Genomic DNA, 25,944 nt, shown 5'->3' on the forward strand with positions numbered 1-25,944 from the left:
GCTCAGGGGGTTCGGTTCGGGGGGAAGCCGCCGGTGGCGATGGGGCCCCAGTCCTCGATGGTGATGCGGATGAGGCACTTTCCCTGGCGCCGCATGGCTTCGCGGTACTCGTCCCAGTCGGGGTGCTCGCCCGCGATGCAGCGGTAGTAGTCGACGAGCGCCTCGACGGCCTCGGGCAGGTGGACGACCTCGGCGCGGCCGTTGACCTGGACGTAGGCGCCGTTCCAGTCGTCGGAGAGCACGCACATGGTGACCTGCGGGTCGCGCTCGGCGTTGCGGGCCTTCGCGCGCTCGGGGTAGGTCGAGACGACGAGCTGGCCCTCGGAGTTCACCCCGCACGAGACGGGGGAGACCTGGGGGCGGCCGTCGCGGCGGCTGGTGATGAGGACGCCGTTGTGCCGCGGGCGGAGGAAGTCGAGCAGTTCGGCGCGGGTGGGGCGGTTCGCGGTGGCGATGCTGGGCATGGGCGGAGGCTAACGCCGCGCCGAGCCGGGTGCTGATCAGTGCCAGCGCCGATGTCAGCGAGCCAGCCCGTGGTCGTGCCAGCCCGTGCCCGTCTCGGGTCGCGAGCCTGAAGAGCCGAGGGGGCGTGCAGTGTGTGCACCCGCGCGGTGAATGACCTTCGACTTGTCCGGCGAAACCGGTTGAAGACCCACCGCCGTGGCCTCATGGGGCGGATAGGCTGCGTCCATCCGGGTGGCAACGGCGCCGACCGGTGTTCTTCGAGGAAGGAAATCGGCGTGAAGGTCGGAGTACCCCGCGAGGTCAAGAACCACGAGTACCGAGTGGCCATCACCCCGGCAGGCGTGGTGGAGCTGGTGCGCAGGGGCCACGATGTCGTGATCGAGAAGGACGCCGGAGCCGGTTCGTCCTTCCCCGACTCCGATTATCTGGCCGCGGGCGCGAAGATCCTCAACGACGCGGACGACGTGTGGGCCGAGGCGGACCTCGTGCTCAAGGTCAAGGAGCCGGTCGCCGAGGAGTACCACCGGATGCGGGCGGGCCAGACCCTGTTCACCTACCTGCACCTGGCGGCGAGCAAGGAGTGCACCGAGGCGATCGCGCGCTCGGGCATCGACGCCGTCGCCTACGAGACGGTGCAGCTGCCGGACGGCTCCCTGCCACTGCTGGCCCCGATGAGCGAGGTCGCGGGCCGGATGGCGCCGCAGGTCGGAGCGCACTGCCTGGAGCGGGCGCAGGGCGGGCGCGGCGTGCTGCTCGGCGGCGTCTCCGGCGTCCCGGCGGGCAAGGTCGCGGTGATCGGCGCCGGGGTCTCGGGCATGAACGCCGCGACGATCGCGCTGGGCCTGCAGGCCGAGGTCGTGGTGCTGGACACCAACATCAACCGGTTGCGGCAGATCGACTTCGTCTACCGCGGCCACCTCCAGACGATCAACAGCAACGCCTACGAGCTGGAGCGCATCTGCCTCTGGGCCGACATGATCATCGGCGCGGTGCTGGTGCCGGGGGCCAAGGCGCCCAAGCTGATCAGCAACGACCTGGTGTCGCGGATGCGCCCCGGTTCGGTGCTGGTGGACATCGCCATCGACCAGGGCGGCTGCTTCGAGGACTCGCGGCCGACCACGCACGCCGACCCGACGTTCATGGTGCACGACTCGGTGTTCTACTGCGTCGCGAACATGCCGGGCGCGGTGCCGCACACCTCGACGTGGGCGTTGACCAACGTCACCCTGCCGTACGTGACGGCGTTGGCGGACAAGGGAATGCGCAAGGCGCTGCTGGACGACGCGTCGCTGGCCAAGGGCGCCAACGTGATCGGCGGGCAGATCGTGCTGCCCGAGGTCGCGCAGGCGCACGGGCTGCCGCACGCCGAGCTGGCGGACCTGCTGGCGTGACAGCGGATCAGGCCGGTGGGGCGGGCGCGGACACGGTCCCGCCCGCCCTGTCGGCCCTGCTCGCCGCCTACCTCGACCACCTCACCGTGGAGCGCGGGACGGCGCGCAACACCCTGGACTCCTACGGCCGCGACCTCCGGCGGTACCTGGAACACCTTGCCGCGCTTGGAGTTTCCGAACCGGCAGACGTGACGGAGTCTCACGTCAGCTCCTTCCTGGTCGCGCTGCGCGAGGGGGCGGAGGGCCGACCCCCGCTCGCGGCCTCCTCCGCGGCGCGGGCGGTCGTGGCGGTGCGCGGGCTGCACCGCTTCGCCACGCGGGAGGGCAAGGTGGCCAAGGACGTCGCGCGCGCGGTGCGGCCACCGGCGCCACCTAGGCGGTTGCCCAAGGCGTTGCCGGTCGAGGACGTGCTGAAGCTGCTGGACCACACCGGCGGGGACGACGCGCTCGGGCTGCGCGACCGCGCGCTGCTGGAGCTGCTGTACTCCACGGGAGCGCGGATCTCCGAGGCCGTCGGCGCGGATCTGGACGACCTCGACGCGGTTGAACGCACGCTTCTGTTGCGCGGCAAGGGCGGAATGCAAAGGTTGGTACCGGTCGGCAGGCCCGCGCTCGCGGCGCTGGACGCCTACCTGGTGCGAGCCCGGCCGGCCCTCGCCGGACGCCGAACATCTGCCGCCCCAGCGGAAAGAAGCCCGGCTGGCGCGGTTTTCCTGAACGCCCGCGGCGGGCGGTTGTCGCGCCAAAGTGCCTGGCAGGTGCTGAAGAACGCCGCCGAGCGCTCGGGCGTGAGCAGCGAGATCTCGCCGCACACCCTGCGGCACTGCTTCGCGACGCACCTGTTGGAGGGCGGCGCGGACGTCCGGGTGGTGCAGGAACTGCTCGGGCACGCCTCGGTGACCACCACGCAGATCTACACGCTGGTCACGGTCACGACGTTGCGCGAGGTCTACGCGACCGCGCACCCCAGGGCGCTCGGGTAAACCGACAACCGGTATCACTCTTTTGGGTTGTCATCAACGGGTTGTGATGCCCTGGCTGTCATGGATCGCACCACGCTGTCCGATTGGATACGCGGCGGAGTGAGCGAGCGCGCCGAAACTACTCTTGGCAATGGCGCTAGCATTTCGCCTCTCCAAAGGCTCAACACGGCTCGGCGACAGGGCGACAAGGTGACGATGGTGACGGTGGTGGCGGCGGCGGTGGCGTGTCGGCGCGTCTTACTGGCGCGACGTTCTGACGTTCGGCCCCGGACCCACACCGGCGGGGAGTCCTGACCGTGCCGCTGCTGCTCGCTGACGACTACTACCTCATCGCCCACGACGACGTCTCCGGCTCGGCCCGGTGCGGCGAGGGGCGCGCCGGGCTCGGCCTCGCCGGGGCGCTGCTCGGTGAACTGGTGCTCTTCGGCTCCATCGACATCGAACGCCGCAACATCGTCATCCTGGACGCGCCCTCGCCAGGTGACGCGCTCGCCCGCGCGCTGCTGGAGGAGCTGATGCGCAACGGCGACGTCACCTCCGTGCCGGACTGGTTGCAGTACCTCAGCCAGAAGGCGCAGTCCCAGGTCGTGCAACGGCTGCTGCACGCGGGCCACCTGCGCGCCACCGAGGTCAGGCGCCTGTTGCAGACCCGCACGGTCTACGTGCCGACCGACATGAACGTCGCCGCGTGGGCCGCCGCCCGGCTGGCCAACGCGCTCGGCAAGAACGAGCAGCTCTCCGTCCCCGACATCGTCCTGTCCGGCCTGGTCGTGGCCACCGAGCTGGAGGCCGAGGTCTTCCAGCACTCCGCGCACGAGGTCGCGCGGCCCCTGCGGCGCCAGCTCACCGGGCTGCCCGCCGCGCTGCGCGCGCTGCTCAGCGAGACCGAGGCCGCCGTCGGCGACGCGGTCCTGCGCCACCGCCGCTAGTCCCCGTCCAGCTGTCGTCACCGCACCCCGAGTCGAGGTAGGCCGATGTACACGACCCCGAAGACCGGCCGGACCGGACGAGGAAGAGTCATCTCCGCGCTGGCCAAGGACCGCCTCGGCGTGCCAGCGGTGACCTACTTCGCCGTCTCCATGGGCTCGCCGCTGCTCGCGACGGCCGGGGTCATCACGACGGGCTACGCCATCACCGGCCAGGTCGGCATCCCGGTCGGCTTCGTGGTGATGGCGGCGGTGCTGGCGCTGTTCTGCGTGGGCTACGTGACGATGGCGCCGTACGTGCCCAACGCGGGCGCGTTCAACGCCTACATCAGCAAGGGCCTCGGCAGGCCCGCCGGGGTCGCGGCGGGCTGGATGGCGCTGTTGTCCTACAACGCCATGCAGGTCGGCCTCTACGGGGCGTTGGGCGACGCGGCGAAGCCGTTGCTGCAAGCCTGGTTCGGCGTCGACATCGCGTGGTGGGTGATCGCGCTGATCGGCTGGGCCGTGGTCGCGGTGCTCGGCATGCAGCACATCGACCTCAACGGCAAGGTCCTCGCGGTGCTGCTGGCCGCGGAGGTGCTGGTCATCCTCGTGTACGCGGTCTCCTCGCTGTTCCACCCCGCAGAGGGCGGTCCGAGCTTCGCCGCGCTGGAGCCCTCGCACCTGTTCGAGCCCGGTGTCGGAGCGCTGCTCGCGTTGGCGCTGCTGGCCTTCATCGGTTTCGAGACCGCCGTGGTCTTCAGCGAGGAAGCGCGCTCGCCGGGCCGGACCGTCCCGGTCGCCACCTTCGTCGCGCTGGGCGTGATGAGCGTGCTCTACCTGCTGGCCTCGCTGGCGATGAGCGTCGCGGCCGGACCCGCCAACATCGGCGCGATGGCGCACGAGCACGGCTCGGGGCTGGTGTTCCACCTCGCGGGCCAGCAGCTCGGCCCGGTCATGGTCGGCATCGGCCGCTTCCTGTACTTCACCAGCGTGCTGGCCTGCATGATCGCCGTGCACAACACCGCGGCGCGCTACGCCTTCGCCATGGGGCGCGAGCGGGTGCTGCCCGCGGTGTTCGGCCAGACCTCGCACCGCAACAGCTCACCGAAGATCGGCTCGATCTCGCAGAGCGTGCTCGGCCTCGCGGTGATCGTGGTGTACGCGGTCATCGGCGGTGACCCGCTGCGCGACCTGTTCTACCTGTGGAACTCCGCCGGAGCGCTGGGCATCCTGATCCTGCTGACGCTGACCTCGATCACCGTCCTGGTCTTCTTCGCCCGCAACCCCTCGCGCGAGCCGTTCTTCCGGCGCGTGGTGGCCCCCGCGATCTCCTCGGTCTGCACGGTGATCGCGCTCGTGCTCGTGCTGATCAACCTCGACAAGGTGTTCGACCTGCCGGCCTCCTCCCCGGTGCTGCTGGCGATCCCGGGCGCGTACGTGCTCATCGCCGTGCTCGGGCTGCTGTGGGGGCTGCACCTGCGGGCCCACCGGCCGGACATCTACGCCAACATCGGACTCGGTGCCAAGAGCGCGGCGCGCACCGGGCTCGGGCTCGGCCTCGGTTCCCCCGAGGAGCAGCAGTAGCGGACAACCGTCCCAACCCCCTCCCCATCCCCCGGAGCACCGCCAATGTTCAGCACTGACTCACCAGGAGGGGCGCCCAACGTCACCTCGGCGCTCGCCGCGGACCGACTGGGTGTCCCGGCGGTGACGTACTTCGCCATCTCGATGTGCGCGCCGTTCACCGTGGTGGCGGGAGCCATCACCACCGGCTACGCGCTCACCGGGCAGATCGGCATCCCGATCGGCTTCCTGGCGATGGGTGTCGTGCTCGCGGTGTTCTGCGTCGGCTACGTGACGATGGCGCCGTACGTGCCGAACGCGGGGGCGTTCAACGCCTACATCGCCAAGGGGCTGGGCCGTCCGGCCGGGGTCGCGGCCGGCTGGCTGGCGCTGGTGTCCTACAACGCGATGCAGGTCGGCGTGTACGGGGCCTTCGGCGACGCCGCCCAGCCGCTGGTCAAGAGCTGGTTCGGGGTGGAGATCGCCTGGTGGGCCATCTCGCTGGGCGCGTGGGTGATCGTGGCCTTCCTCGGCACCCAGCACATCGACCTCAACGGCAAGATCCTCGCGGTGCTGATGGCCGCCGAGTGCCTGGTGATCCTGGTCTACGCGGTGTCCTTCCTGCTGAACCCGGCCGACGGCACGGTCAGCTTCGAGACCCTGGACCCGGTGCACCTGTTCGAGCCGGGAGCCGGCGCGCTGTTCTCCCTGGCGATCCTCGGTTTCGTGGGCTTCGAGACCGCGGTGGTCTTCAGCGAGGAGGCCAAGGTCTCCGGGCGCACGGTCCCCGTCGCCACCTACATCTCCCTCGGCGTGACCACGCTGCTCTACGTGCTCGGCTCCTGGGCGATCAGCGTGGCCACCGGGCCGGGCAGGATCGCCGAGCAGGCCAGGGCCAACGGCTCGGAGCTGGTCTTCCACCTCGCGCAGGACCAGCTCGGCGTCGCGATGGTGGGCGTCGGCCGGTTCCTCTACGCGACCAGCGTGCTCGCGGGCCTGATCGCCTTCCACAACGCGGCGGCGCGCTACGCCTTCGCCATGGGCCGCGAGCGCATCCTGCCGGCGTTCTTCGCGCAGACCTCCTCGCGCAACAGCTCCCCGCGCGGCGGGTCCATCCTGCAGAGCGCGCTCGGCCTCATCGCGATCGTCGCCTTCGCGATCGCCGGGCTGCACCCGCTGCGGGACGTGTTCTTCATCTGGACCAGCGCGGGCAGCCTGGGCATCCTGCTGCTGATCGTGCTGACCGCCTTCGCCGTCGTCGCCTTCTTCGCCAAGACGCTCACCCCCGAGAGCGCGTGGAAGCGCACGATCGCGCCGGTGCTGGCCGCCGCGAGCACGCTGGTGGCCTTCGTGCTGGTGCTGGCGAACTTCGACAAGACCCTCGACGTCGCGCCCGACTCGCCGCTGCGCTGGGCGATCCCCGGCAGCTACCTGGTGCTGCTGATCCTGGGGCTGCTGTGGGGTTTCCGCCTGCGCCGCAGCAGGCCCAGGGTGTACGCGAACATCGGGCTCGGCGCGAAGAGCGTGACCCGCACCGGACTCGGGCTCGGGCGGCCCGAGGACCAGGCGGACACCACGCAGTTCGCCCCGATCACCCGCTACTGAGCTGAGAACACCTCGTCGTTCGGCGCCGCGGAGAACGCGGCGCGCACTGGCCTCGGCCTAGGAGCTTCCCAAGCGCGTTTCCCCCACTCACTTCCCCGGAGCAGTGCCAATGTTCAACACCAACACAGGAGGGGACACCACGGTCACATCGGCCCTCGCGGCCGATCGCCTGGGTGTCCCGGCGGTGACGTACTTCGCCATCTCCATGTGCACGCCGTTCACCGTGCTCGCCGGCGTGACCACCACGGGCTACGCGGTCACCGGCCAGATCGGCATCCCGATCGGCTTCCTGGCGATGGGCATGGTGCTCGCCGTGTTCTGCGTGGGCTACGTGACCATGGCCCCGTACGTGCCCAACGCCGGAGCGTTCAACGCCTACATCGCCAAGGGGCTCGGCAGGCCGCTGGGCGTCGCCGCGAGCTGGGTGGCGCTGGTGTCCTACAACGCCATGCAGATCGGCGTGTACGGCGCGCTCGGCGACGCCGCGCAGCCGCTGGTGCGGGCGTGGTTCGGCATCGACGTCGCCTGGTGGGTGATCTCGCTGGTCGGTTGGGCGATCGTGGCCTTCCTCGGCACCCAGCACATCGACCTCAACGGCAAGGTCCTCGCGGTCCTGATGATCGCCGAGATCCTGGTGATCCTGGTCTACGCGCTGTCCTTCCTGTTCCACCCGGCAGGTGGCACGGTCAGCGTGGAAACCCTGTCGCCGCACCACCTCTTCGAGCCGGGTGTCGGTGCGCTGTTCTGCCTGGCGGTGCTCGGTTTCGTCGGCTTCGAGACCGCGGTGGTCTTCAGCGAGGAGGCCAAGGTCCCCGGCCGCACGGTGCCCGTGGCCACCTACCTCTCCATCGGTCTCACCACGCTGCTCTACGTCCTGGGCTCCTGGGCGATGAGCGTGGCCACCGGTCCCGACCGGATCACCCAGCAGGCCGCCGAGCACGGCTCCGACCTGGTCTTCCGGCTCGCCCACGACCAGCTCGGCGTGATGATGATGAACATCGGCCGGTTCCTGTACGTGACGAGCGTGCTGGCGTGCCTGATCGCCTTCCACAACGCCGCCGCCCGCTACGCCTTCGCGATGGGCCGCGAGCGGCTGCTGCCCTCGTTCTTCGGGCAGACCTCGCACCGCAACAGCTCACCGCGCGGCGGCTCGATCCTGCAGAGCGTGTTCGGCCTCGTCGCGCTGATCGCCTTCGCCATCGCCGGGCTGCACCCGCTGCGCGATGTGTTCTTCATCTGGACCAGCGCGGGCGCCATGGGCATCCTGCTGCTGATCGTGCTGACCTCCTTCGCGATCGTCCGGTTCTTCACCAGGACGCTCACCAGGGAGAGCGCGTGGAAGCGCACCATCGCGCCGCTGATCGCCTCGGTGACCACGCTGGTGGCGCTGGTGCTGGTGCTGGTGAACTTCGACGTGACGCTCGGGGTGAAGCCGAACTCCACGCTGCACTGGGCGATTCCCATCGGCTACCTGGCGCTGCTGCTGGTCGGCCTGATGTGGGGCTTCCGGCTGCGTCGCAGCAAGCCCAGGGTGTACGCCAACATCGGGCTCGGCGCGAAGAGCGTGACCCGCACCGGGCTCGGCCTCGGGCGGCCGGAGGACCAGGACGACACCGCGCAGTTCGCCCCGATCGACCGCTACTGAGGCCCTCGCCCCGACCGCCCGGGCCGGGCGGTCGGGGCGACCCGGCCCGTCATCCGCTCGGGTGCACCGTGCTGACCTGCCTTGACAACACGCCGCGCGTGACGTTGCTGATGTCGCCGAGCGGCGCCTAGGCTGCGGAAGGTCATGCGCGGATCATGATCCTCCGGGGCGGCCCGGGGCCAGCGGAGACTGAGGAGCCAGTTCGCCATGTCGACACCGCAACCGTCCTGGGGACGGTCCAGTGGTGAGGTGGCCGATCTCAACCTCGCACCGCGACCGGCCGACCACACCGACGAGGACATCGACTTCGGCGAGAGCGGCCTCGGCCCGACCGGTCGCCCGCTGCGCCAGGTCCCGGAGCCGCCGCTGGTCGCAGAGCACGGGCCCGCGCGCATCCTGGCCCTGTGCAACCAGAAGGGCGGGGTCGGCAAGACCACCTCCACGATCAACCTGGGCGCGGCGCTCGCCGAGTTCGGCCGCCGGGTGCTGCTGGTGGACTTCGACCCGCAGGGCGCGCTCTCGGTGGGCCTGGGCATCCAGCCGCACCACCTCGACCGCACGATCTACAACGTGCTCATGGAGCGGGACACCACGGTCGAGGAGACGGTGCTGCGCACCTGCGTCCCCGACATGGACCTGCTGCCCAGCAACATCGACCTCTCCGCCGCCGAGGTGCAGCTGATCTCCGAGGTCGGCCGGGAGCAGACGCTGGGCCGCACGCTGCGGCCGGTGCTCGACAACTACGACTACATCCTGATCGACTGCCAGCCCTCGCTCGGCCTGCTCACGGTGAACGCGCTGGCCGCGGCGCACGGCGTGCTGATCCCGCTGGAGTGCGAGTTCTTCAGCCTGCGCGGGGTCGCGCTGCTGATCGACACGATCGAGAAGGTGCGCGAACGGCTGAATCCCGATCTGGAGATCACCGGCATCCTCGCGACCATGTACGACCCCCGTACGCTGCACTCCCGCGAAGTGATGGCCCGAGTGGTCGAGGCGTTCGGAGAAATCGTGTTCGACACGGTGATCAACCGCACCGTCCGGTTCCCGGAGACGACCGTCGCCGGAGAGCCGATCACCAGCTGGGCCCCGCGCTCGGGTGGTGCCAAGGCCTACCGGGCGCTGGCCCGCGAGGTGATCGCCCGGTGATGGCGTGAGCTCTGGCAGTGAGACACCGGCCGCGCTCGCTCAGGAGGCCGGTGGCGAACCGGTCGAGGTGCCACCGGCGGACGGCCGGTTCCGGGTGCGGCTGGCGAACTTCGAGGGACCGTTCGACCTGCTGCTGCAACTGATCTCGCAGCACGAGATGGACGTCACCGAGGTGGCGCTGCACAAGGTCACCGACGAGTTCATCTCGCACATCCGCGGCATGGGCTCGGACTGGGACCTGGACGAGACCACGGAGTTCCTGGTGGTCGCCGCGACCCTGCTCGACCTGAAGGCCGCGCGGCTGCTGCCCTCGGCCGACGTGGAGAACGAGGAGGACCTGGCGCTGCTGGAGGCGCGCGACCTGCTGTTCGCGCGACTGCTGCAGTACCGGGCGTACAAGCAGGTCGCGGCCCTGTTCGGCGAGCTGGAGGCGGGGGCGCTGCGCCGCTACCCGCGCTCGGTGTCGATGGAGGACCGCTTCGCCGACCTGATGCCCGAGGTCATGCTCGGCGTCAGCCCGCAGCAGTTCGCCGAGATCGCCGCGACGGTGTTCCGGCCGAAGCCGCCGCCCACGGTGTCCTTGGCGCACCTGCACATGCACCAGGTGTCGGTGCGCGCCGAGGTCGCCGGGATCAGGGTGCGGCTGGCCGAGAGCGGGGAGCTGACCTTCAGCGACCTGGTCGCCGACTGCGAGCACACCATGGAGATCGTGGCGCGGTTCCTGGCGCTGCTGGAGCTCTTCCGCGAGGCCGTGCTGCACTTCGAGCAGCCGGAACCGCTCGGCGAGATGAGCGTGCGGTGGGTCGGCGGCAGCGTCGAGGAGGCCAGGCGGGACGCGGCGGCCGCGCTGGAGCGGGTCGCGAGGGACGAGGAGGAGTACGGGTGAACGACCCTGAGTCCACTGTGGACGGTCAGGGGCCGGGTCCTGGTCGGGGGGAGTGGACGAGGCCCGCGTGGATGGCCGCTTCGGAGACCACGCGCAAACAGCCCGTCGAGCTGCTGCTCGGCCTGCCGAGGGCGGAGGACACCGCTGCTGTCTCTTCTTCGGAGGAGGCCGTCGACGCCGCGTGCGCCGAGGTCGCCGAGACCGCGGAAGCGGTGGAGAGCGTTGTGGTGGCTGAGGAAGCCGCCGTCGCCGAGGCCGACGCCGTTGTCGTGACCGGAGAAGTCCCCGAGGACGCCGAAGTCGATGCCGACGCAGGTGCGGTCACCGCCGATGCCGATGCTGACGCTGACGCGGTCGCTGACGCTGACGCGGTCGCCTCTGGCGCTGATGCGGCCGGGACCGGTGGCGCTGCTGTCGATGTCGAAACCGGCTCTGCGGCCGATGTGGTCGCTTCCGCTGACGCCGGTGCGGTCGCTGCCGCCGATGCCAACGGGACCGCGGTCGCTGACGCGGTGTCCGATGTCGCCGGGACTGCTGACGCCGAGAGCGACGCGGCTGCTGCCGCTGAGGTCGATGCGGACTCCGACGGGCCCGGTGACGCTGCCGTCGAGGACGCCGAGGCACGTCGGATCGCGGCGTACTCCGAGGCGGCCGGGCGCTTCGCCACGGGTGCGCCCGCCGCGCCGCCGGTTGACGAGGCGCCGGTGGCTTCGCCGGAACCGGACCCGGAACCCGAGCCCGAGTCCGAACCGGCTGGCGAGGAGATCGAGGAGGCCGCGCCGGAACTGGTCGAGGACTCCGAGTTGGAGGCGGCGCTGGAGTCGCTGCTGCTGGTGATCGACAACCCCGGCTCGGACGAGGTGCTGGCCGACGCGGTGAACCAGCCGGTGGCCAGGGTCGCGGCGGCGCTGCGCCGGATCTCGGCCCGCTACACCGAGGCGGGCAGCGGGATCGACCTGCGGCGCGTCGCGGACGGGTGGCGCTTCTACACGCGGGACCGGTTCGCGCCGTACGTGGAGCGCTTCCTGCTCGACGGGCAGCGCGCGAAGCTGACCAGGGCCGCGCTGGAAACCCTCGCGGTGATCGCCTACCGCCAGCCGGTGACCCGGGCCAGGGTCGCGGCGGTGCGCGGGGTGAACGTGGACGGCGTCATCCGTACTCTGCTCGCACGCGGGCTCATCGAGGAGACCGGAGCCGACCCGGACACCAACGGCATCCTCTACCGCACGACCGAGCTGTTCCTGGAGCGGCTGGGGCTGACCTCGCTGGAGGACCTGCCCAAGCTCGCCCCCCTGCTGCCCGAAGTGGACATGATCGACGATGTATGACGAAGAGCCGGACGGCGTCCGGTTGCAGAAGGTCCTCGCGAAGGCGGGCGTGGGTTCGCGCCGCGTCGCCGAGGACATGATCGCCGACGGGCGGGTCAGGGTGAACGGCGAGATCGTCACCGAGCAGGGCCGCCGCGTCGACCCCGAGACCGCGGTCATCCACGTGGACGGCCTGCGCGTGATGATCACCGACGAGCTGGCGCACGTGGCGCTGAACAAGCCGCGTGGCATGCACACCACGATGTCCGACGACCGGGGCCGCTCCTGCGTGGGTGACCTCGTGCGCGAGCGCGACGACCGGCTCTTCCACGTGGGCAGGTTGGACGCGGACACCGAGGGCCTGCTGCTGCTGACCAACGACGGGGAGCTGGCGCACCGCCTCATGCACCCGTCCTACAAGGTGTTCAAGACCTACCTGGCCGAGGTCCCCGGTCCCGTCTCCAAGGAGGTCGGCAGGCAGCTGCGGGCCGGAGTGGAGCTGGAGGACGGCCCCGTCGTCGTCGACGCCTTCAAGGTGAAGGACAACAACTCCGGCCGCGCGCTGGTCGAGGTCGTGCTGCACGAGGGCCGCAACCACATCGTGCGGCGGCTGCTGGAGGCCGTCGGCCACCCGGTGCAGCGCCTGGTCCGCACGGCGATCGGCCCGGTCTTCCTGAGCACGCAGAAGCCCGGTGTCATGCGCGATCTCACCGCGACCGAGATCGGCGAGCTCTACCGCCTCGTCGGCATGTAGCCACCTGAACGAGTCGTTCAGCACGGAAACGACAGGGCCGCCGCTCCGAGGGAGCGGCGGCCCTGGTCGTTGTGGGGGCTCAGCCCAGGTAGTGGCCCTGGGACTGCGGGTTGAACTCGCGCATCCGGACGAACTGGGCGCTGAAGGTGCGCCAGTCGTTGAGCTCCAGCACGTCCAGGCCCTTCTGGATGTCGCTGGAGTAGATGTGGCCGTTGTAGTAGTACGCCGACCACGAGCCGCCCGTCACCAGCTTGCTGGCGTTGTACGGGCCGCGCTCCCAGTGCGCGATCTCCACCGGGCGGGCGGAGTTGGTGAAGTCCCACACCGAGATCCCGCCCTGGTACCAGGCCTGCACCATGATGTCGCGGCCGAACACCGGGATCAGCGAGCCGTTGTGGGCGACGCAGTTCTCGGTCTCGGTCTGCACGCGCGGGATCTTGTAGTAGCTGCGGAACTCCAGCTTGCGCTTGTCGCCGCGGCCGGTGATGTCGTAGATCCCGTTCGCGCCGCGCACCTGGCCGATGGCCGCGGTGCACGCGGGGGCGCCGCCGCCGCCGAGCTCGTCGGTGAAGACGACCTTGCTGCCGTCGTTGTTGAAGGTCGCGGAGTGCCAGAAGGCGAAGTTCTTGTCGTCCTTCACCGTGTTGATCACGCGCGGCTTCTCGCGGTCGGAGATGTCGAAGAGCACGCCCTCACCCATGCAGGCGCCAGCGGCGAGGTCCTTCTCCGGGTACGCGGTGATGTCGTGGCAGCCCGAGGTCGGCGTCACGTACGGCGCCGGGAAGCTGCCGGGGATGCCGTTGTTGCCGCCGCCGGGGAAGAGCACGGGCTCGCCGACGAGCTTGGCCTGCGCCGGGTTCTTCACCGGGACCTTGATGATCGAGATCAGGTCGTGCGGGGGCTGGCAGTCCGGGAAGGCCGCGTTCGGGCTGTAGGAGGAGACGTAGATGTAGACGTTCTGCTTGCGCTTGTCCGGCACCAGCGTGTTGGTGTGCGAACCGCACTTGGTCTCGATCGCCGAGACGTACTTCGGGTTGGCCTTGTCCTTGATGTCGAAGACCTTGATGCCTTCCCACGCGTCCTTCTCGGTCGCGGGCTTGGCAGTGCTGTTGCAGGAGTTGTCGCTGCGCGAGGAGTCGGTCGACAGGAACAGCAGGTCCCCGGAGACGGACACGTCGTTCTGCGAGCCAGGGCAGAGGACCTGGCTGACGATCTTCGGCTTCGCCGGACGCGAGACGTCGTAGATGATGAAGCCGTCGTAGTTGCCCACCACCGCGTACTTCCCGGTGAAGGCGATGTCGGTGCCCAGCGCGGCCTCGGTGTTGAACGGGGCCTGCTTGGGGATGTTGGCGATCTGACGGATGTTGCGGCTCGACGAGATCTCGTTCTCGCCCGGAGTCGCCTGGACGGCGCTGTCCTGCGCCGCGGCCGTTCCGCCGACAACGGTCGTCAGCGACAACGCCAGCAGACCGGCGGCGGCGACTGCGATCGCACGCGCCGTAGTCCTTTTCTTACCCGGCGTCACGTAATTGCTCCCCTCGACCACACGCGAGCTTCACGCCCGCACACGGGGGAGTCTGCGCGCCCGATACCGCTGCTTATAGGGCCGAATAGAGCATTTTTATGCAGTGGTGTTCACAGGGAGCCGCGTGTTAGGCAGTACCGTTGTCCGCCGAGGACGACGAGCGTGGAGGCCGACGAAGTGCAGAACGGGAACCGGCGCGGGCGTGCGCTGCGCGCCGCTGGGCTGGTGCTGGCGATGTCGGTGCCCGCGATCGTGGCGGCCGGCTGCTCCGCCTCCGGCAGGGACGAGTCCGCAGCGCACCCGGTGATCCTGCCCGGTGGCCCCGGACAGCCCGCGCGGACCATTCCCGCAGATCAGGCCGCTGGCGCGCAGCAGAAGCCGAAGCCCAACGACGCCGACGCGCTGTACGTGGAGCGGATGATCCCGCACCACGCGCAGGCGCTGGAGATGACCAAGCTGGTGCCGTCGCGCGCGGCCTCGGAACCGGTCAAGACGATGGCCGACCGGATCGAGAAGTCCCAGGGCCCGGAGATCGAGGCGATGAAGGGCTGGCTGCGCAACAACGGCAAGCCCGTCCCGGGAACCGGGCACGACCACGGCGGTGATGCTTCCCAGCATGCGGGAATGCCGGGCATGGCAACGCCGGAGCAGCTGCGCGAGCTCGCCGGGCTGACCGGAGCCCCGTTCGAGAAGCGCTTCGTGGAGCTGATGATCGCCCACCACGAGGGCGCGCTCACCATGGCCGAGCAGGTCCGCCGCGACGGCGCCGACGTCTTCGTCGAGCAGATGGCCGACGACGTCGTCGCCACCCAGACCGCCGAGATCGCCACCATGCGCTCGCTCCTCCGCTGACCCGCGCGAGTTCAGCAGCCTGCTTGAACCACCTCAATGACTCGTTCATGTGGTTGAACGTGCTGAACGAGTCATTGAGGTGGTTGGGCGTGCTGAATGAGTCATTCAGGGACTCGGCGCCGCCCCGAACGACCCCTTCAGGTACTTGGCGTCGCCCTGAACGGCCCGTTCAGGGCGCAAGCCCAGGAACAGCTGAGACTGGAGGTGCACGTGAGACCACGCCAAAGCCGCGTTCGGTGCGCTGAACTCCCTGAATGACTCATTCAGGACGCTCAAGTACCTCAACGAGTCATTGGGGGCGTGGGCCGCGCGCCTCGCGGAGGGTTTGCGGTGGTCAACGATGATCGACAGCGGGGTTTGCCGGTCTTGAAGACACCCCAACCCCGACTCAAGAAGCGGCGGGCTCAGCGAGCGACAACCCCAACGTCGCCTCCACCCACGCACACACCGCGTCCGCAGTCTCCGACACCGCAACCTCCGTGGTGTCCAACAACCCCACCGGCGGCGACAACGAAGCACCCTCATCACGCAGCCACTGCGCGTACTCCAACGTCTCCACGATCCGCGGCTCCGACCACCCGCGCCACGCCGGCCGCCGCCGCAACCGCTCCGCCAACGGCTCCGGATCGCACATCAACGCCAGATAGTGCACGTCCGAGAACAACGCCCGCTCCGGCAACGGCTCGAACTCCGGCGGCACCACCGTCCCGCACAACAACACCGGCCGACCGTTCTGCTGGATCATCGAGATCATCCGCAACCACGTCGACCGGAACGCCCGATGGTCCTCAGCCGGATCGCGCAGACCCTCCACCCACAGCACGTCCTGCTCCAGCACCACCACGTGCTCCGACAGCCGCGCAGCCAACTCCCGGCACACCGTCGACTTCCCCGTGCCACTCGGCCCGGTCAAGCACAACAACGGCAACCGGTGAAAACCCCGCCGGTGATCACAATCCGCGCACACCACCACAGCGGGAGAACCCTCGACGCGCGGGACATCGGTCCGAGCCCCGCACGCCGGGCAGATCAACAGGTTCACTCAGGACCGCTCTAGTCGAAGAGCTGGTCGAAGAAGCTCTTCTTCCGCTTGTGCCCGTAGTGCTTCGGCGAATCGTGGTACCCACCGCCGCGGTACGGCTTCGGCGAGTCCCCGTACCCACCCCGATAGGGCTTCGGCGAGTCGTGGTGACCCCGGTACGGCTTCGGCGAGTCATGGTGCCCCACGTGCCCACCCGCGTACGGCGGCGGCGGAGGCGGCGGCGCGCTGTTGTAGTAGCGCTGCTCAGCCTGGGCGATCTGCTCCAGCTCCCCACGATCGAGGAAAATGCCCCGGCAGCCGGTGCACTGCTCGATGTGGACGCCCTGGCGATCCACGGTCTGCATCACGTTCTGACACTTGGGACAAATCACCACATAAACATACACAGATGAGAACCCCGCACGCGATCATGACGCGCGCCTCGCCATGCGACCCCGAGCCGCCTTCCCTCCGCGCGATCATGGACTCGCGCTGGCTCGAACAGGTACATCAGCACGGATTCGCCTCAACACCGCTCTCCACCTGCCAGGCTCGCAGACGTGACGTCTCTTCGGGAGGTGGCTCGGGCCGCGAGGGCGGCGATCGCCGCGTTGCCGGTCCAGCACGTCACCGCAGCCGAGGAGGCACTGGACGAAGCCGCCACCCAGTGGGAGGAACACACCGCCGGCAGCACAGATCCAGCCGCTGAGGAGGTGCACGCTCTGCTGCACACCGCCAAGGACTCGCTAGACAACCTGCTGCATTCGATCACGGTGACAGCGCCCGAAGCCGTCAGGCGATGGACCGCAGCGTGGGAAATCGACGTCAGCACCCCAACTTTCACGTCGCACTTGGCGACCGCTGGAGCTCTACCCCCTCGCATGTCGGCGGCCGAGCGGGCACACCGCCTGGAGCAGACCCGCCAGGCCATGCCGCCGCCAGTGCTCAAGGCTCGCGCGTCTGGTGCCTGGGTGCGCCCGGATGGGACTGTGGAGTCCTTGACCAGCGGCAAGGCGACACCGTGGTTCGCCCCAACACAAGAGTGGGCGCAAGCCAACGGCTACGCCTTTCCCCGCGGCACGTGGTGGTTGTCGGTCCACATCGAGATGCAGTTCGCGATCCGCATGCGCGCAGCGGGGCTCACCGAGGAAACGATCCTGGTGGATCGCCGACCGTGTGAACCTGCGCTTCCCGGCCAGGACTCCTGTGACACGCTGCTCGGAGACTTCCTGCCCGAGGGCGCTCGGTTGACCGTCATCGACCGCGACGGCAACCGCTACACCTATGCCAAGGAGAAGAACTCGTATGACGCTTGAGGTGTCCTACCGCGCAGGAGCCAACGCGGGCCCCGTCGGAGCCATCATCGAGGACGCCGATCAGCTCGACCACCTCCTCGTGGCGATCGCCGCGGACGACGCCTCCGACGCCCTAGTCATCCACCGCGACCGCCCGCGCATCGGCCCCCGCGGCATCCCTGATCACCAGCTCCTGATCGGAGTCCGAGGCGACATCGGAGCGATCCACTTCGCCGACTCCACCGGCTCCTGGGTCACCCGCGGGAAAAGCCCGGAGAACGAACCGGTGTACGCGGAGATGGAGTTCCCGCCCCACTGCGAAGTCCCGGTGAGATGCCTCAAGGACGCGCTGGCGGAGTTCCTTCGCGGGCGAGAGCGACCGACCTGTGTTGAGTGGCAGGACTTCGACTGACCAGAACAACGACGCGCACGTACGGTCAAGCGCATGAGTGTCACTGCCATGCTGAGAGGCCGCGAAACGGACCTCGCAACCCTGGCGCGCCACTTTCGAGAAGGCGACGTTCGCGTCAGCCAGGGAAGCGACGGTACCTACCACCTCGCAGCAACGGTGCTCACAACGCTGTGGGACAACGGCCTTGAGCTGCAAGCCTGCGCAGAACGGCTCCTGCGGCAGGCCAACGGCGCGGTCTACGTCCTGGAATCCGCCTTCCAGCCAGTAACGCTCGTCGCTCGGTTCAGCAACGAAGCGGTGCCCGGCCACATAGTTGCGGTGAATGCCGTTGAGGAAATCAGCATGGCGTCCGCTGTGACGATCTCGATCAACGGCCTACCGCAGTCATCTCGACGATCACACGCTCAGGAGCTACTTCGGAGCGCGGCGGAGCATCCAGATGTGGCGGAGGTCCTTGCACTTCTCGGAGGCAGCGGCGCCGCCATCGGCTGGGTGGATCTCTACAAGGTCTACGAGATCATCGGGGCCAATGTCGGCAGCCACGACGACAACCGCAGCCACCAAGCTGCCCTCGCGAAGAAGGGCTGGAAGTCCAAGAAGGAACTGGACGCCTTCAGAGCATCGGCCAATCTGCCCTCCGTCAGCGGCGAGGCAGCACGGCACGCTCGAGCGACCAACGGCACTCCGGCAGGGACGATGACACTCACCGACGGACGAGCGATGATCAACGACCTTGTAGCCACCTGGTCAGACTGGCTCGGCTCGCGTCTCTAGCACTCCTCGTGAAGCAGCCGACTCGACCTCACACCGAACGGTCACAGATCGACCCGAACCGATCTTGGACCCGCCGACAGCCCACCACGAACGACCAGGCACGATCGAAGGCACCATGACGCTCACCGACCAGCTCCCCGGCAGCGCCGACCCCGACGCGCTCTTCGACGCCTTCACCACCTGGACCACCGAACAGGGCATCGAGCTCTACCCGGCCCAGCAGGAAGCGCTCATCGAGATCGTCTCCGGCGCCAACCTCATCCTCAGCACCCCGACCGGCTCCGGCAAGAGCCTCGTCGCGGTCGGCGCCCACTTCACCGCCATGGCCGAAGGCAAGCGCACCTTCTACACCGCGCCCATCAAAGCCCTGGTCTCGGAGAAGTTCTTCGCGCTCTGCGACACCTTCGGACCGGCCAACGTCGGCATGCTCACCGGCGACTCCAGCGTCAACTCCGACGCCCCCATCATCTGCTGCACCGCGGAGATCCTCGCCAACATCGCACTCCGCGACGGCGCGGACGCCGACGTCGGCCAGGTCGTCATGGACGAGTTCCACTTCTACTCCGAACCCGACCGCGGCTGGGCCTGGCAGGTCCCCCTCCTGGAACTCCCCCGCGCCCAGTTCATCCTCATGTCCGCCACCCTCGGCGACGTCCGGCGCTTCCAGACCGACCTCACCCACCGCACCGGCAGGCCCACCTCCGTCGTCGCCAACACCGAACGCCCCATCCCCCTGCACTACCGCTACGCCATGACCCCCCTCCAGGAAACCCTGGAAGAACTGCTCGCCACCCAGGGCGCCCCCGTCTACGTCGTGCACTTCAGCCAGGCCGCCGCACTCGAACGCGCGCAGGCCCTGATGAGCATCAACGTCAGCACCAAGGACGAGAAGGCCGCCATCGCCGAGCTCATCGGCAACTTCCGCTTCACCGCCGGATTCGGCAAAACCCTCTCCCGCCTGGTCCGCCACGGCATCGGCGTGCACCACGCGGGCATGCTCCCCAAGTACCGCCGCCTCGTCGAACAACTCGCCCAAGCCGGCCTGCTCAAGATCATCTGCGGCACCGACACCCTCGGCGTCGGCATCAACGTCCCCATCCGCACCGTCGTGCTCACCGCGCTCAGCAAGTACGACGGCGTCCGCACCCGCCACCTCAAGGCCCGCGAGTTCCACCAGATCGCCGGACGCGCCGGCCGCGCGGGCTACGACACCGCGGGCACCGTCGTCGTCCAAGCCCCGGACCACGACATCGAGAACGAACGCGCGGTCGCCAAAGCGGGCGACGACCCCAAGAAGAAGCGCAAGATCGTCCGCAAGAAGGCCCCGGAAGGCTTCGTCTCCTGGGGCAAACCCACCTTCGAGCGCCAGATCGCCGCCGAACCCGAACCGCTGACCTCCACCTTCAAGGTCAGCCACGCCATGCTGCTCAACGTCATCAACCGCCCCGGCGACGCCTTCACCGCCATGCGCCACCTCCTCGAGGAGAACCACGAGGACCGCCCCACCCAGCGCAAGCTCATCCGCCGCGCCATCGCCATGTACCGCGGCCTGCTCGCCGCAGGCGTCGTCGAACAGCTCCCCGAACCCGACGAGGAAGGCCGCCGCGTCCGCCTCACCGTCGACCTCCAGTTCGACTTCGCGCTCAACCAGCCGCTGTCCCCGCTCGCCCTCGCCGCCATCGACCTGCTCGACCGCGAGTCCGACACCTACGCGCTCGACGTCGTCTCGATCATCGAGTCCATCGTCGAGAACCCGCGCCCGATCCTGTCCCAACAGCAGTTCAAGGCACGCGGCGAAGCCGTCGGCAGGATGAAGGCCGAAGGCATCGAGTACGAGGAGCGGATGGCGCTGCTCGAAGACGTCACCCACCCCAAGCCGCTCGCCGAACTGCTCGAAGCCGCCTACAACATGTACCGGCGCGGCCACCCCTGGGTCGCCGACCACGAGCTGCACCCCAAGTCCGTCGTCCGCGACATGTACGAACGCGCGATGACCTTCGTCGAGTACGTGTCCTTCTACCAGGTCGCCCGCTCCGAAGGCCTCGTGCTGCGCTACCTCGCCGACGTCTACAAGGCGCTGCGGCACACCGTCCCCGACGAGGCCAAGACCGACGAGCTCACCGACATCATCGAATGGCTCGGCGAACTCGTCCGCCAGGTCGACTCCAGCCTGCTCGACGAGTGGGAACGCCTGCGCAACCCCTCGGACGACGCTGCCGACGATGAGGTCCGCCCGGACCAGCACGTCGACACCGGCCCGCCCCCGGTCACCGCGAACGCGCGCGCCTTCAAGGTCCTCGTGCGCAACCAGCTCTTCCGCCGCGTCGAACTGGCCGCCCGCCGCAACTCCTACGAGCTCGGCGAGCTGGACAAGCACGCGGGCTGGGACGCCGAAGCCTGGCGCGAAGCCCTCGAGGAGTACTTCGAGACCTACGACGAGATCGGCACCGGCGCCAACGCGCGCGGCCCGGAGATGCTGATGATCACCGAGGAGCCGGAGCGCTGGGTCGTCCGGCAGACCTTCGACGACCCCGACGGCAACCGCGACTGGGGCATCGTCGCCGAGGTCGACCTCGCGGGCTCCGACGAGGAGGGAACCGCCGTCATCTACGTCACCGAGGTCGGCGAGTTCTGAGTTCCCGCCGTCGAACGCGGTCCCCTAGTGCGGGCCGCGTTCGACGGTCTCGGTGACCGCCTGGAGCAGGCGGAAGACCTTGGCGTCACCGCCGATGTCCGGGTGCCACTGGCGCGAGGCCGCCCGGTAGGCGGTCCTCGGGTGCAGGAACCACAGCTTGTCGCCGCTCAGCTCCGCCATCAGCATCCGAGCGTCCACATAGGACAGCGGCGTCATCGGCGTGATGCGGTCGAAGATCGCGTGCAGCCGCTCCAGCCGCTCGCGGCGCCTGCGATCCCTGCCCAGCTCCGCGCGCTGCCCGACCTCCGACAACGACGCTGAGCCTCGCCGGGACGCCTGCTTGCACGCGTCCGAGCACCACCAGATCGGCATCCCCGACTGCACGACGCGGTTCCGTTCGAGCCCGCACCACGCGCACGCGACCCGCGTGACCGGCCGCCTCACTCCCTCACCACCGCCGCATCTTCGCAGAGCCCGCCCGTCAGGGCGTTTGCGGCTCTTCCGTTTTCTCGAGGATTGATTTCACTTGACACTGAAATCATCGAGCGCACAAAGTTGTTGAGACCGAAGAAAACCCGCTGCCGCGTCGACAGCGGGTTCGCCCAGGTCAGGCCTGCGCGGCCTCGAAGGCCTCGATGACGTTGCCGGGGATGCGGCCGCGGTCGGAGACCTCGTGCCCGTTGGCCTTGGCCCAGTCGCGGATCGCCTTGGTCTCCTCCTTGCTGCGCCCCTCCCCCGCGGCACGGCGGCCGGTGCCGGACTTGGCGCGGCCACCGACGCGACGGGCGGCCTCGACGAAGGGGGTCAGCTTCTCGCGCAGGGCGGCCGAGTTCGACTCGTTGAGGTCGATCTCGTAGGTGAGACCGTCCAGACCGAACTCCACGCGGGAAATGTCGGTGCTGGTGCTGCCGTCCAAGTCGTCGATCAGCTGGACGATAGTGCGTTGTGCCATGAGAGCGCCTCACAGGAAAGTGACTGAGCAAGTGTTGGCGCAACGCTATCAAGCCGCCATCGGGCATTCACATCCCCATAGGGGCAAGCCCGGTAAACGCCTGACCAACTGCACCGCAATCCCGTTGCACACCATTCCCCGATCGGCAAGCCCCGAATTACCCAGACACCCGGCCGAAACGACGCCCATTCTGCCCTCGGTAAGCTCCGCGCATGTCTGCCGCCGACCATCTCCGCACGATCGACGCCGCGCTCCCGGACGAGACCGCGATCCTCCTCGAAGCGAGCCGGGACTTCTTCGACGACAGCTCCGAGGACGTCATCAACGCCGCGATGGCCGAGGTCGAAGCGGCGTACCGAGAGTTGGCAGCGGAGCTGACCGCGCGCTGGGGCGAGCCCACCACGTGGAAGGGCTCCGTCACGGCATGGCGCAGGGAGTCCGACTGGCTGGCGCTCAGCATCCGCCACGAGGACAAGGAACTCCCCGTCGAGCTGTATGCGCTGAAGTTCACGCACCCGTCGTAGGCTCTGGACGTGTCCGAACACCTCCGCGCGCTCGATTCCCTCCGCCCAGGTGAGGAGCCGCTCGTCCTCCAGGAGAGCCAGGACTTCTGGGACGACCGCTCCGACGGGGTCGTCGAGTTCGCACAGGAGGAGATCGAAGCCGCTCATCAGGAGCTGGCCGCCGCGCTCACGCAGCGCTGGGGCGCGCCGCGAAGGATCGACCTCGCGCCGTACCTGGAGGACGAGGACGCCGAAGAACCCATGGGCCAGCTCAGCCAGCTCTGCGGCGACATGCTGGTCTGGCAGCGGGAGGCGGACTGGCTGGCGCTCTCGATCGGCCAAGCGGACGCGGAGTTCCCCATCCAGCTGCTGGCGGCAGCCGGAACGACCACGTTCCCCTAAGCGCGGCGGGGTTTCCTGGCGATCCGCGTGCGGTCGGCGAGCAGGGCCGCGTGCAATAGGGCGGCTTCGGCCGCATCACCAGTGCGGCCGACCCAGTGAGCGTGCTGCTCACGGGCTTTCAGGGTGCTGGGGTGCTCCGGGCCGAGCGTGCGCGTGCGATCGGCGACCAGTTCGGCGTAGCGCAGCGCGGCGGCATCGGGCTCATCCGGGTGGAGTGCGCGGTTGACGGACAGCGCGAGCAGATCGGTGGTGCGCGTGCTGCTCTGTTGCGGCCGAGGCAGGCCGCGAGCGGTGAAGACGCGCAGCAGCTGACGGTAGATCTCACCGAGCGTCAGCAGCGGGTTCCCATCGGGGACTCCCTTGGCCAGCAACGTGATCAGCTCGCCGGTGAACGACGTGTGGACCGCGCCGACGGGAGCAGTCGCCGCGCGGTTGGCGGGCGTCGCGGTCAGCGTGTACGTGCCGCTGACGGAGAGCTGTTCGGCCACGACGTCGGCCCCGCTGGACATGAACTCGGTGACCGCGTGCCCGGAGAAGCAGCAGTCCAGGATGAGCACGCGGTTGTCCGCGCCGGCGTCTGCCAGCGCCTCGCGCAGCCGCGCGAACGGCAGGCTGCTCCATGCTGGCCGCGAGGGGTGCGTCGACGGCATGGCCAGGTGCAGCTCGCCGCGCGAGTCGACGAGCCCGTGCCCCGCGTAGTACACGAGCAGCAGGTCCTTGGCCCGCTGCGCCGCATCGGCCAAGCGCGCCCCGATCGCCGCGATGTCGGGCTCGTCGAGGAGCACGGCGCAGTGCTTGAGCCCGGTCCCGGTCGTGGCCGTGAGGATCGCGGCGAGGTCGGCCACGTTGTTGCGCACGGCGGGCAGGTCGTGCAGGTGCTCGAAGCGGCTCGCCCCGATGAGCACGGCGCGGGAGAGCTCGGGGTCTGGCAGCCGCGTCACCGCCGGACCAGCGTGTAGGTGCCGCTGAGCGTCTGGAAGCCGTCGACGACGACCTGCTTGTCCCCCTCCGCCCTGATGGTGACCGTGGCGAAACGGCCGGGCGCGAGGTACGGCGGGCACTCCAGCGTCACCTGGAGCCGAGGAACCGCCACGTCGAGAGCGCCCTGCTTGACGCACCCGGAACCGGCGTCGCCGCCCCCGGCGGGTGAAACCACCGCGATCCGCACGAAAGCGCCGTTCACCAGCAGGACATTGGTGTAACCGGACGCGCGCTTTTGTTCCCAGACGCCTTGCACGGACTTCGGCGCGAGCGACGGGGCGGTGACGTCGACCGGGGCTTCGAAGTTGCTGAAGCGGGCCTCGACTTCGGCGGAGACGAACGAAACCAGGCGGCCCCGGTCCTTTTCGACGCTCGCGGTGAAGGTGATCGGCTCTTTCCCTGGTTGGGTGATCGTGCCGTCGAAGTCGCAGCCGTTTCGGTTGACTGTGCCCACTCTCGGCAGGACGGTTTTCACCGCGGCGGTCGGCGCGGCGGCGGCAGCGAGCAGTTTTCCCTTGTCCGAGGAAGCGTCGACCTCGGACCACTTGTCGGCGGCGCCCGCGTACAGCTTCTCGCCGATCACGCGTGCTTCCTCACCGGCGGGCAGGGAAAGGCGCACTTCCCTCGCGACGGGATCGGCGGCGCCGCTGGCGGTGATCCGCTCCCCCACGCGCAGCGTGAACTCGTGCCCTGTCTGGTTGACCAGGTCGACGCCGTCCCTGAGCACCTGCACGAACTGCTTGTCACCGACGACGAGGTTGCAGGTGCTGTCGTCGTAGATCTGCTTTCCCACGAAGCCGCCGCCGACTCCGACCGCAGCGACGACCACGGACACGACGACGACCTTGGTCACCGCCACTCCCCCGGCCGTCGCTGCGGCAGCAGCTGTCGTGCCCGCGCCGACGGCAGCCGTTCCGGCACCAACTGCGGTTCCAACGCCCACGGCGGCCCCGGTGCCGACAGCGGCGCCAGCTCCAGTGCCGGTCGCGGCCACCACAGCACCGGTCCCGGCTCCCCCAGCGCTGACTACGCCGAGCGTCCCGCCGACAGCAGTGATCAACGCGGCGGTTCGCTTGCCCACACGGCCACTCCCCCGCCCGCCCAGCAGACAACGGGCGACCGGTGCCGCGCGGTCGACCTCCTGAAGATCCAATCCGAGCAACCAGTCCCGCAACCGCGCCGCGCCGGGCCGGGCAGCCGAATCGACGGATACCGTGGCGCGCAACAGATCCAGCAGGTCAGCCGACACGTCGGGCAGCCCAGGAAGCGGCATGCTCCGCAGCGCGAGGTCCATTGGCGCGTCCTGCCACGGCACCGAGCCGCCGAGCGCCGCGTACAGCGTCACGCCGAGGCTGTACACGTCCCCGGCCTCGCTCGCCGCAGCGCGGCCAACGGAGACTTCGGCAAGGTGCTCCGGCGCGGTGTAGGCGTCAACGACGGCAGGCACCGCGAGCCCCGGAGCCGAGGTCCCGAACCCGGCGAGCACCGCACCGTCGTCGATCACCAGGACGGTGCTGAGCTGAACTGCTCCGTGCGCGAGCCCGGCCGCGTGCGCTGAGGCCAACGCGTCAGCGACGCCGACCCCGTAGCCCTGTGCGGTCCACACCGACAACGCGCCGCTGTCGAACAACCGCGCCGACAGGGCCTCCCCGGTGCCGCACACCAGATGTGGCCGTCCGTCACGGGTAAGCCCGGCGGAGAGCACGTCGGCGATGTTCGGCGAGGCCGCGGCGATGGTGAGCGCGTCGGCCCAGCGCAGGCACGCCGCCCGGTCCTCCTCGTCGGCGACGGCCGAGCGCGCCACGGTCAGCACGGCGTCGCGCTGAGCACCCCGCAGGAGGTAGGTGGCGGCGACGGCGTCAGAGTCGATCAGCTCGACGACCTCGAAGCCTGCGGGCAACGCTCCGTCCGTGTCACTCATCGAGTTCCCCTCACCACT

At 69.2% G+C, this 25,944-nt stretch carries 25 protein-coding genes; 17 read left to right on the forward strand and 8 right to left on the reverse strand.

What is annotated here, in order from left to right; translation table 11 throughout:
- Positions 1–2: 2 nt before the first annotated feature.
- Positions 3–464 (reverse strand): PPOX class F420-dependent oxidoreductase, encoded by a 462-nt coding sequence (locus CCN37_RS18980; protein ID WP_086822656.1) that lies wholly within the window; start codon positions 462–464, stop codon positions 3–5.
- Positions 465–740: 276 nt separating this feature from the next.
- On the opposite strand from CCN37_RS18980, the gene ald reads away from it, so the two are divergent.
- From ald to CCN37_RS19030, 10 genes are all read left to right on the forward strand, one after another.
- Positions 741–1,856 carry an alanine dehydrogenase gene (ald, locus tag CCN37_RS18985; RefSeq protein ID WP_086822659.1) on the forward strand — a complete coding sequence of 372 codons (1,116 nt, stop codon included), beginning with the start codon at positions 741–743 and terminating at the stop codon, positions 1,854–1,856.
- Positions 1,853–2,839, forward strand: a complete 987-nt coding sequence (gene xerD, locus CCN37_RS18990) for a site-specific tyrosine recombinase XerD (RefSeq protein WP_168200739.1) — start codon at positions 1,853–1,855, stop codon at positions 2,837–2,839. The genes ald and xerD overlap by 4 nt, the downstream gene beginning before the upstream one ends.
- A 296-nt stretch (positions 2,840–3,135) precedes the next feature.
- The gene (locus CCN37_RS18995) at positions 3,136–3,768 is read left to right on the forward strand and encodes a GPP34 family phosphoprotein (protein ID WP_168200740.1); all 633 of its coding nucleotides are present in this window, start codon (positions 3,136–3,138) and stop codon (positions 3,766–3,768) included.
- Positions 3,769–3,813: 45 nt separating this feature from the next.
- Entirely contained in the window at positions 3,814–5,331 is a 1,518-nt protein-coding gene (locus CCN37_RS19000) for an APC family permease (protein WP_086822665.1), read from the forward strand.
- A 45-nt stretch (positions 5,332–5,376) separates the two neighbouring features.
- Positions 5,377–6,915, forward strand: a complete 1,539-nt coding sequence (locus CCN37_RS19005; protein WP_086822668.1) for an APC family permease — start codon at positions 5,377–5,379, stop codon at positions 6,913–6,915.
- Between the two features lie 109 nt (positions 6,916–7,024).
- A complete protein-coding gene (locus CCN37_RS19010; protein ID WP_086822670.1) occupies positions 7,025–8,560 on the forward strand; it encodes an APC family permease in 1,536 nt (511 codons plus the stop codon).
- A 207-nt stretch (positions 8,561–8,767) separates the two neighbouring features.
- Entirely contained in the window at positions 8,768–9,706 is a 939-nt protein-coding gene (locus CCN37_RS19015; protein WP_086822672.1) for a ParA family protein, read from the forward strand.
- Positions 9,707–9,773: 67 nt separating this feature from the next.
- A complete protein-coding gene (locus CCN37_RS19020) occupies positions 9,774–10,592 on the forward strand; it encodes a ScpA family protein (protein WP_246843136.1) in 819 nt (272 codons plus the stop codon).
- Positions 10,593–11,221: 629 nt separating this feature from the next.
- Positions 11,222–11,920, forward strand: a complete 699-nt coding sequence (gene scpB, locus CCN37_RS19025; protein ID WP_086822726.1) for an SMC-Scp complex subunit ScpB — start codon at positions 11,222–11,224, stop codon at positions 11,918–11,920.
- On the forward strand, positions 11,913–12,653 hold the full coding sequence (locus CCN37_RS19030) for a pseudouridine synthase (protein WP_086822675.1): 741 nt from the start codon (positions 11,913–11,915) through the stop codon (positions 12,651–12,653). Before scpB ends, CCN37_RS19030 begins: the two co-directional genes overlap by 8 nt.
- 79 nt (positions 12,654–12,732) lie before the next feature.
- Here the strand turns inward: CCN37_RS19030 and CCN37_RS19035 are convergent, their stop codons facing one another.
- A complete protein-coding gene (locus CCN37_RS19035; protein WP_086822677.1) occupies positions 12,733–14,178 on the reverse strand; it encodes an LVIVD repeat-containing protein in 1,446 nt (481 codons plus the stop codon).
- A gap of 162 nt (positions 14,179–14,340) precedes the next feature.
- Here CCN37_RS19035 and CCN37_RS19040 point away from each other — a divergent pair, with 162 nt between their 5' ends.
- On the forward strand, positions 14,341–15,030 hold the full coding sequence (locus tag CCN37_RS19040; RefSeq protein ID WP_246843135.1) for a DUF305 domain-containing protein: 690 nt from the start codon (positions 14,341–14,343) through the stop codon (positions 15,028–15,030).
- 388 nt (positions 15,031–15,418) lie between these two features.
- On the opposite strand, the gene CCN37_RS19050 is transcribed toward CCN37_RS19040, so the two are convergent.
- Both CCN37_RS19050 and CCN37_RS19055 read right to left on the reverse strand, forming a co-directional pair.
- A complete protein-coding gene (locus tag CCN37_RS19050) occupies positions 15,419–16,072 on the reverse strand; it encodes an AAA family ATPase (RefSeq protein ID WP_086822682.1) in 654 nt (217 codons plus the stop codon).
- Positions 16,073–16,083: 11 nt separating this feature from the next.
- The gene (locus CCN37_RS19055; protein WP_086822731.1) at positions 16,084–16,443 is read right to left on the reverse strand and encodes a zf-TFIIB domain-containing protein; all 360 of its coding nucleotides are present in this window, start codon (positions 16,441–16,443) and stop codon (positions 16,084–16,086) included.
- A gap of 186 nt (positions 16,444–16,629) precedes the next feature.
- Between CCN37_RS19055 and CCN37_RS19060 the strand changes: the two genes are divergently transcribed.
- The 4 genes from CCN37_RS19060 to CCN37_RS19075 all read left to right on the forward strand — a co-directional run bounded on the left by CCN37_RS19060 (position 16,630) and on the right by CCN37_RS19075 (position 21,167).
- Positions 16,630–17,367 carry a DddA-like double-stranded DNA deaminase toxin gene (locus CCN37_RS19060; protein WP_086822685.1) on the forward strand — a complete coding sequence of 246 codons (738 nt, stop codon included), beginning with the start codon at positions 16,630–16,632 and terminating at the stop codon, positions 17,365–17,367.
- A complete protein-coding gene (locus CCN37_RS19065; protein WP_168200741.1) occupies positions 17,357–17,758 on the forward strand; it encodes an Imm1 family immunity protein in 402 nt (133 codons plus the stop codon). Before CCN37_RS19060 ends, CCN37_RS19065 begins: the two co-directional genes overlap by 11 nt.
- A gap of 33 nt (positions 17,759–17,791) precedes the next feature.
- Positions 17,792–18,532, forward strand: coding sequence for a hypothetical protein (locus tag CCN37_RS39075; RefSeq protein ID WP_143261678.1), 741 nt, complete (start codon positions 17,792–17,794; stop codon positions 18,530–18,532).
- A gap of 115 nt (positions 18,533–18,647) precedes the next feature.
- Positions 18,648–21,167 (forward strand): RNA helicase, encoded by a 2,520-nt coding sequence (locus CCN37_RS19075; RefSeq protein ID WP_086822694.1) that lies wholly within the window; start codon positions 18,648–18,650, stop codon positions 21,165–21,167.
- 24 nt (positions 21,168–21,191) lie between these two features.
- Here the strand turns inward: CCN37_RS19075 and CCN37_RS19080 are convergent, their stop codons facing one another.
- Complete coding sequence (locus CCN37_RS19080; RefSeq protein ID WP_086822697.1) at positions 21,192–21,611, reverse strand: hypothetical protein; 420 nt, start codon at positions 21,609–21,611, stop codon at positions 21,192–21,194.
- A 163-nt stretch (positions 21,612–21,774) separates the two neighbouring features.
- Positions 21,775–22,119 carry an Lsr2 family protein gene (locus CCN37_RS19085; RefSeq protein ID WP_086822700.1) on the reverse strand — a complete coding sequence of 115 codons (345 nt, stop codon included), beginning with the start codon at positions 22,117–22,119 and terminating at the stop codon, positions 21,775–21,777.
- A 212-nt stretch (positions 22,120–22,331) separates the two neighbouring features.
- Between CCN37_RS19085 and CCN37_RS19090 the strand changes: the two genes are divergently transcribed.
- Both CCN37_RS19090 and CCN37_RS19095 read left to right on the forward strand, forming a co-directional pair.
- Complete coding sequence (locus CCN37_RS19090) at positions 22,332–22,643, forward strand: hypothetical protein (RefSeq protein ID WP_086822703.1); 312 nt, start codon at positions 22,332–22,334, stop codon at positions 22,641–22,643.
- Positions 22,644–22,652: 9 nt separating this feature from the next.
- Positions 22,653–23,024, forward strand: coding sequence for a hypothetical protein (locus CCN37_RS19095; protein ID WP_086822706.1), 372 nt, complete (start codon positions 22,653–22,655; stop codon positions 23,022–23,024).
- On the opposite strand, the gene CCN37_RS39985 is transcribed toward CCN37_RS19095, so the two are convergent.
- Both CCN37_RS39985 and CCN37_RS19105 read right to left on the reverse strand, forming a co-directional pair.
- Complete coding sequence (locus CCN37_RS39985; protein WP_168200742.1) at positions 23,021–23,965, reverse strand: caspase family protein; 945 nt, start codon at positions 23,963–23,965, stop codon at positions 23,021–23,023. The two genes, CCN37_RS19095 and CCN37_RS39985, sit on opposite strands and share 4 nt — an antisense overlap.
- Positions 23,962–25,926 carry a hypothetical protein gene (locus CCN37_RS19105; protein WP_086822709.1) on the reverse strand — a complete coding sequence of 655 codons (1,965 nt, stop codon included), beginning with the start codon at positions 25,924–25,926 and terminating at the stop codon, positions 23,962–23,964. The genes CCN37_RS39985 and CCN37_RS19105 overlap by 4 nt, the downstream gene beginning before the upstream one ends.
- Positions 25,927–25,944: the final 18 nt, after the last annotated feature.

The organism is Allokutzneria sp. NRRL B-24872 (assembly GCF_002155965.1).
Lineage (GTDB): Bacteria > Actinomycetota > Actinomycetes > Mycobacteriales > Pseudonocardiaceae > Allokutzneria.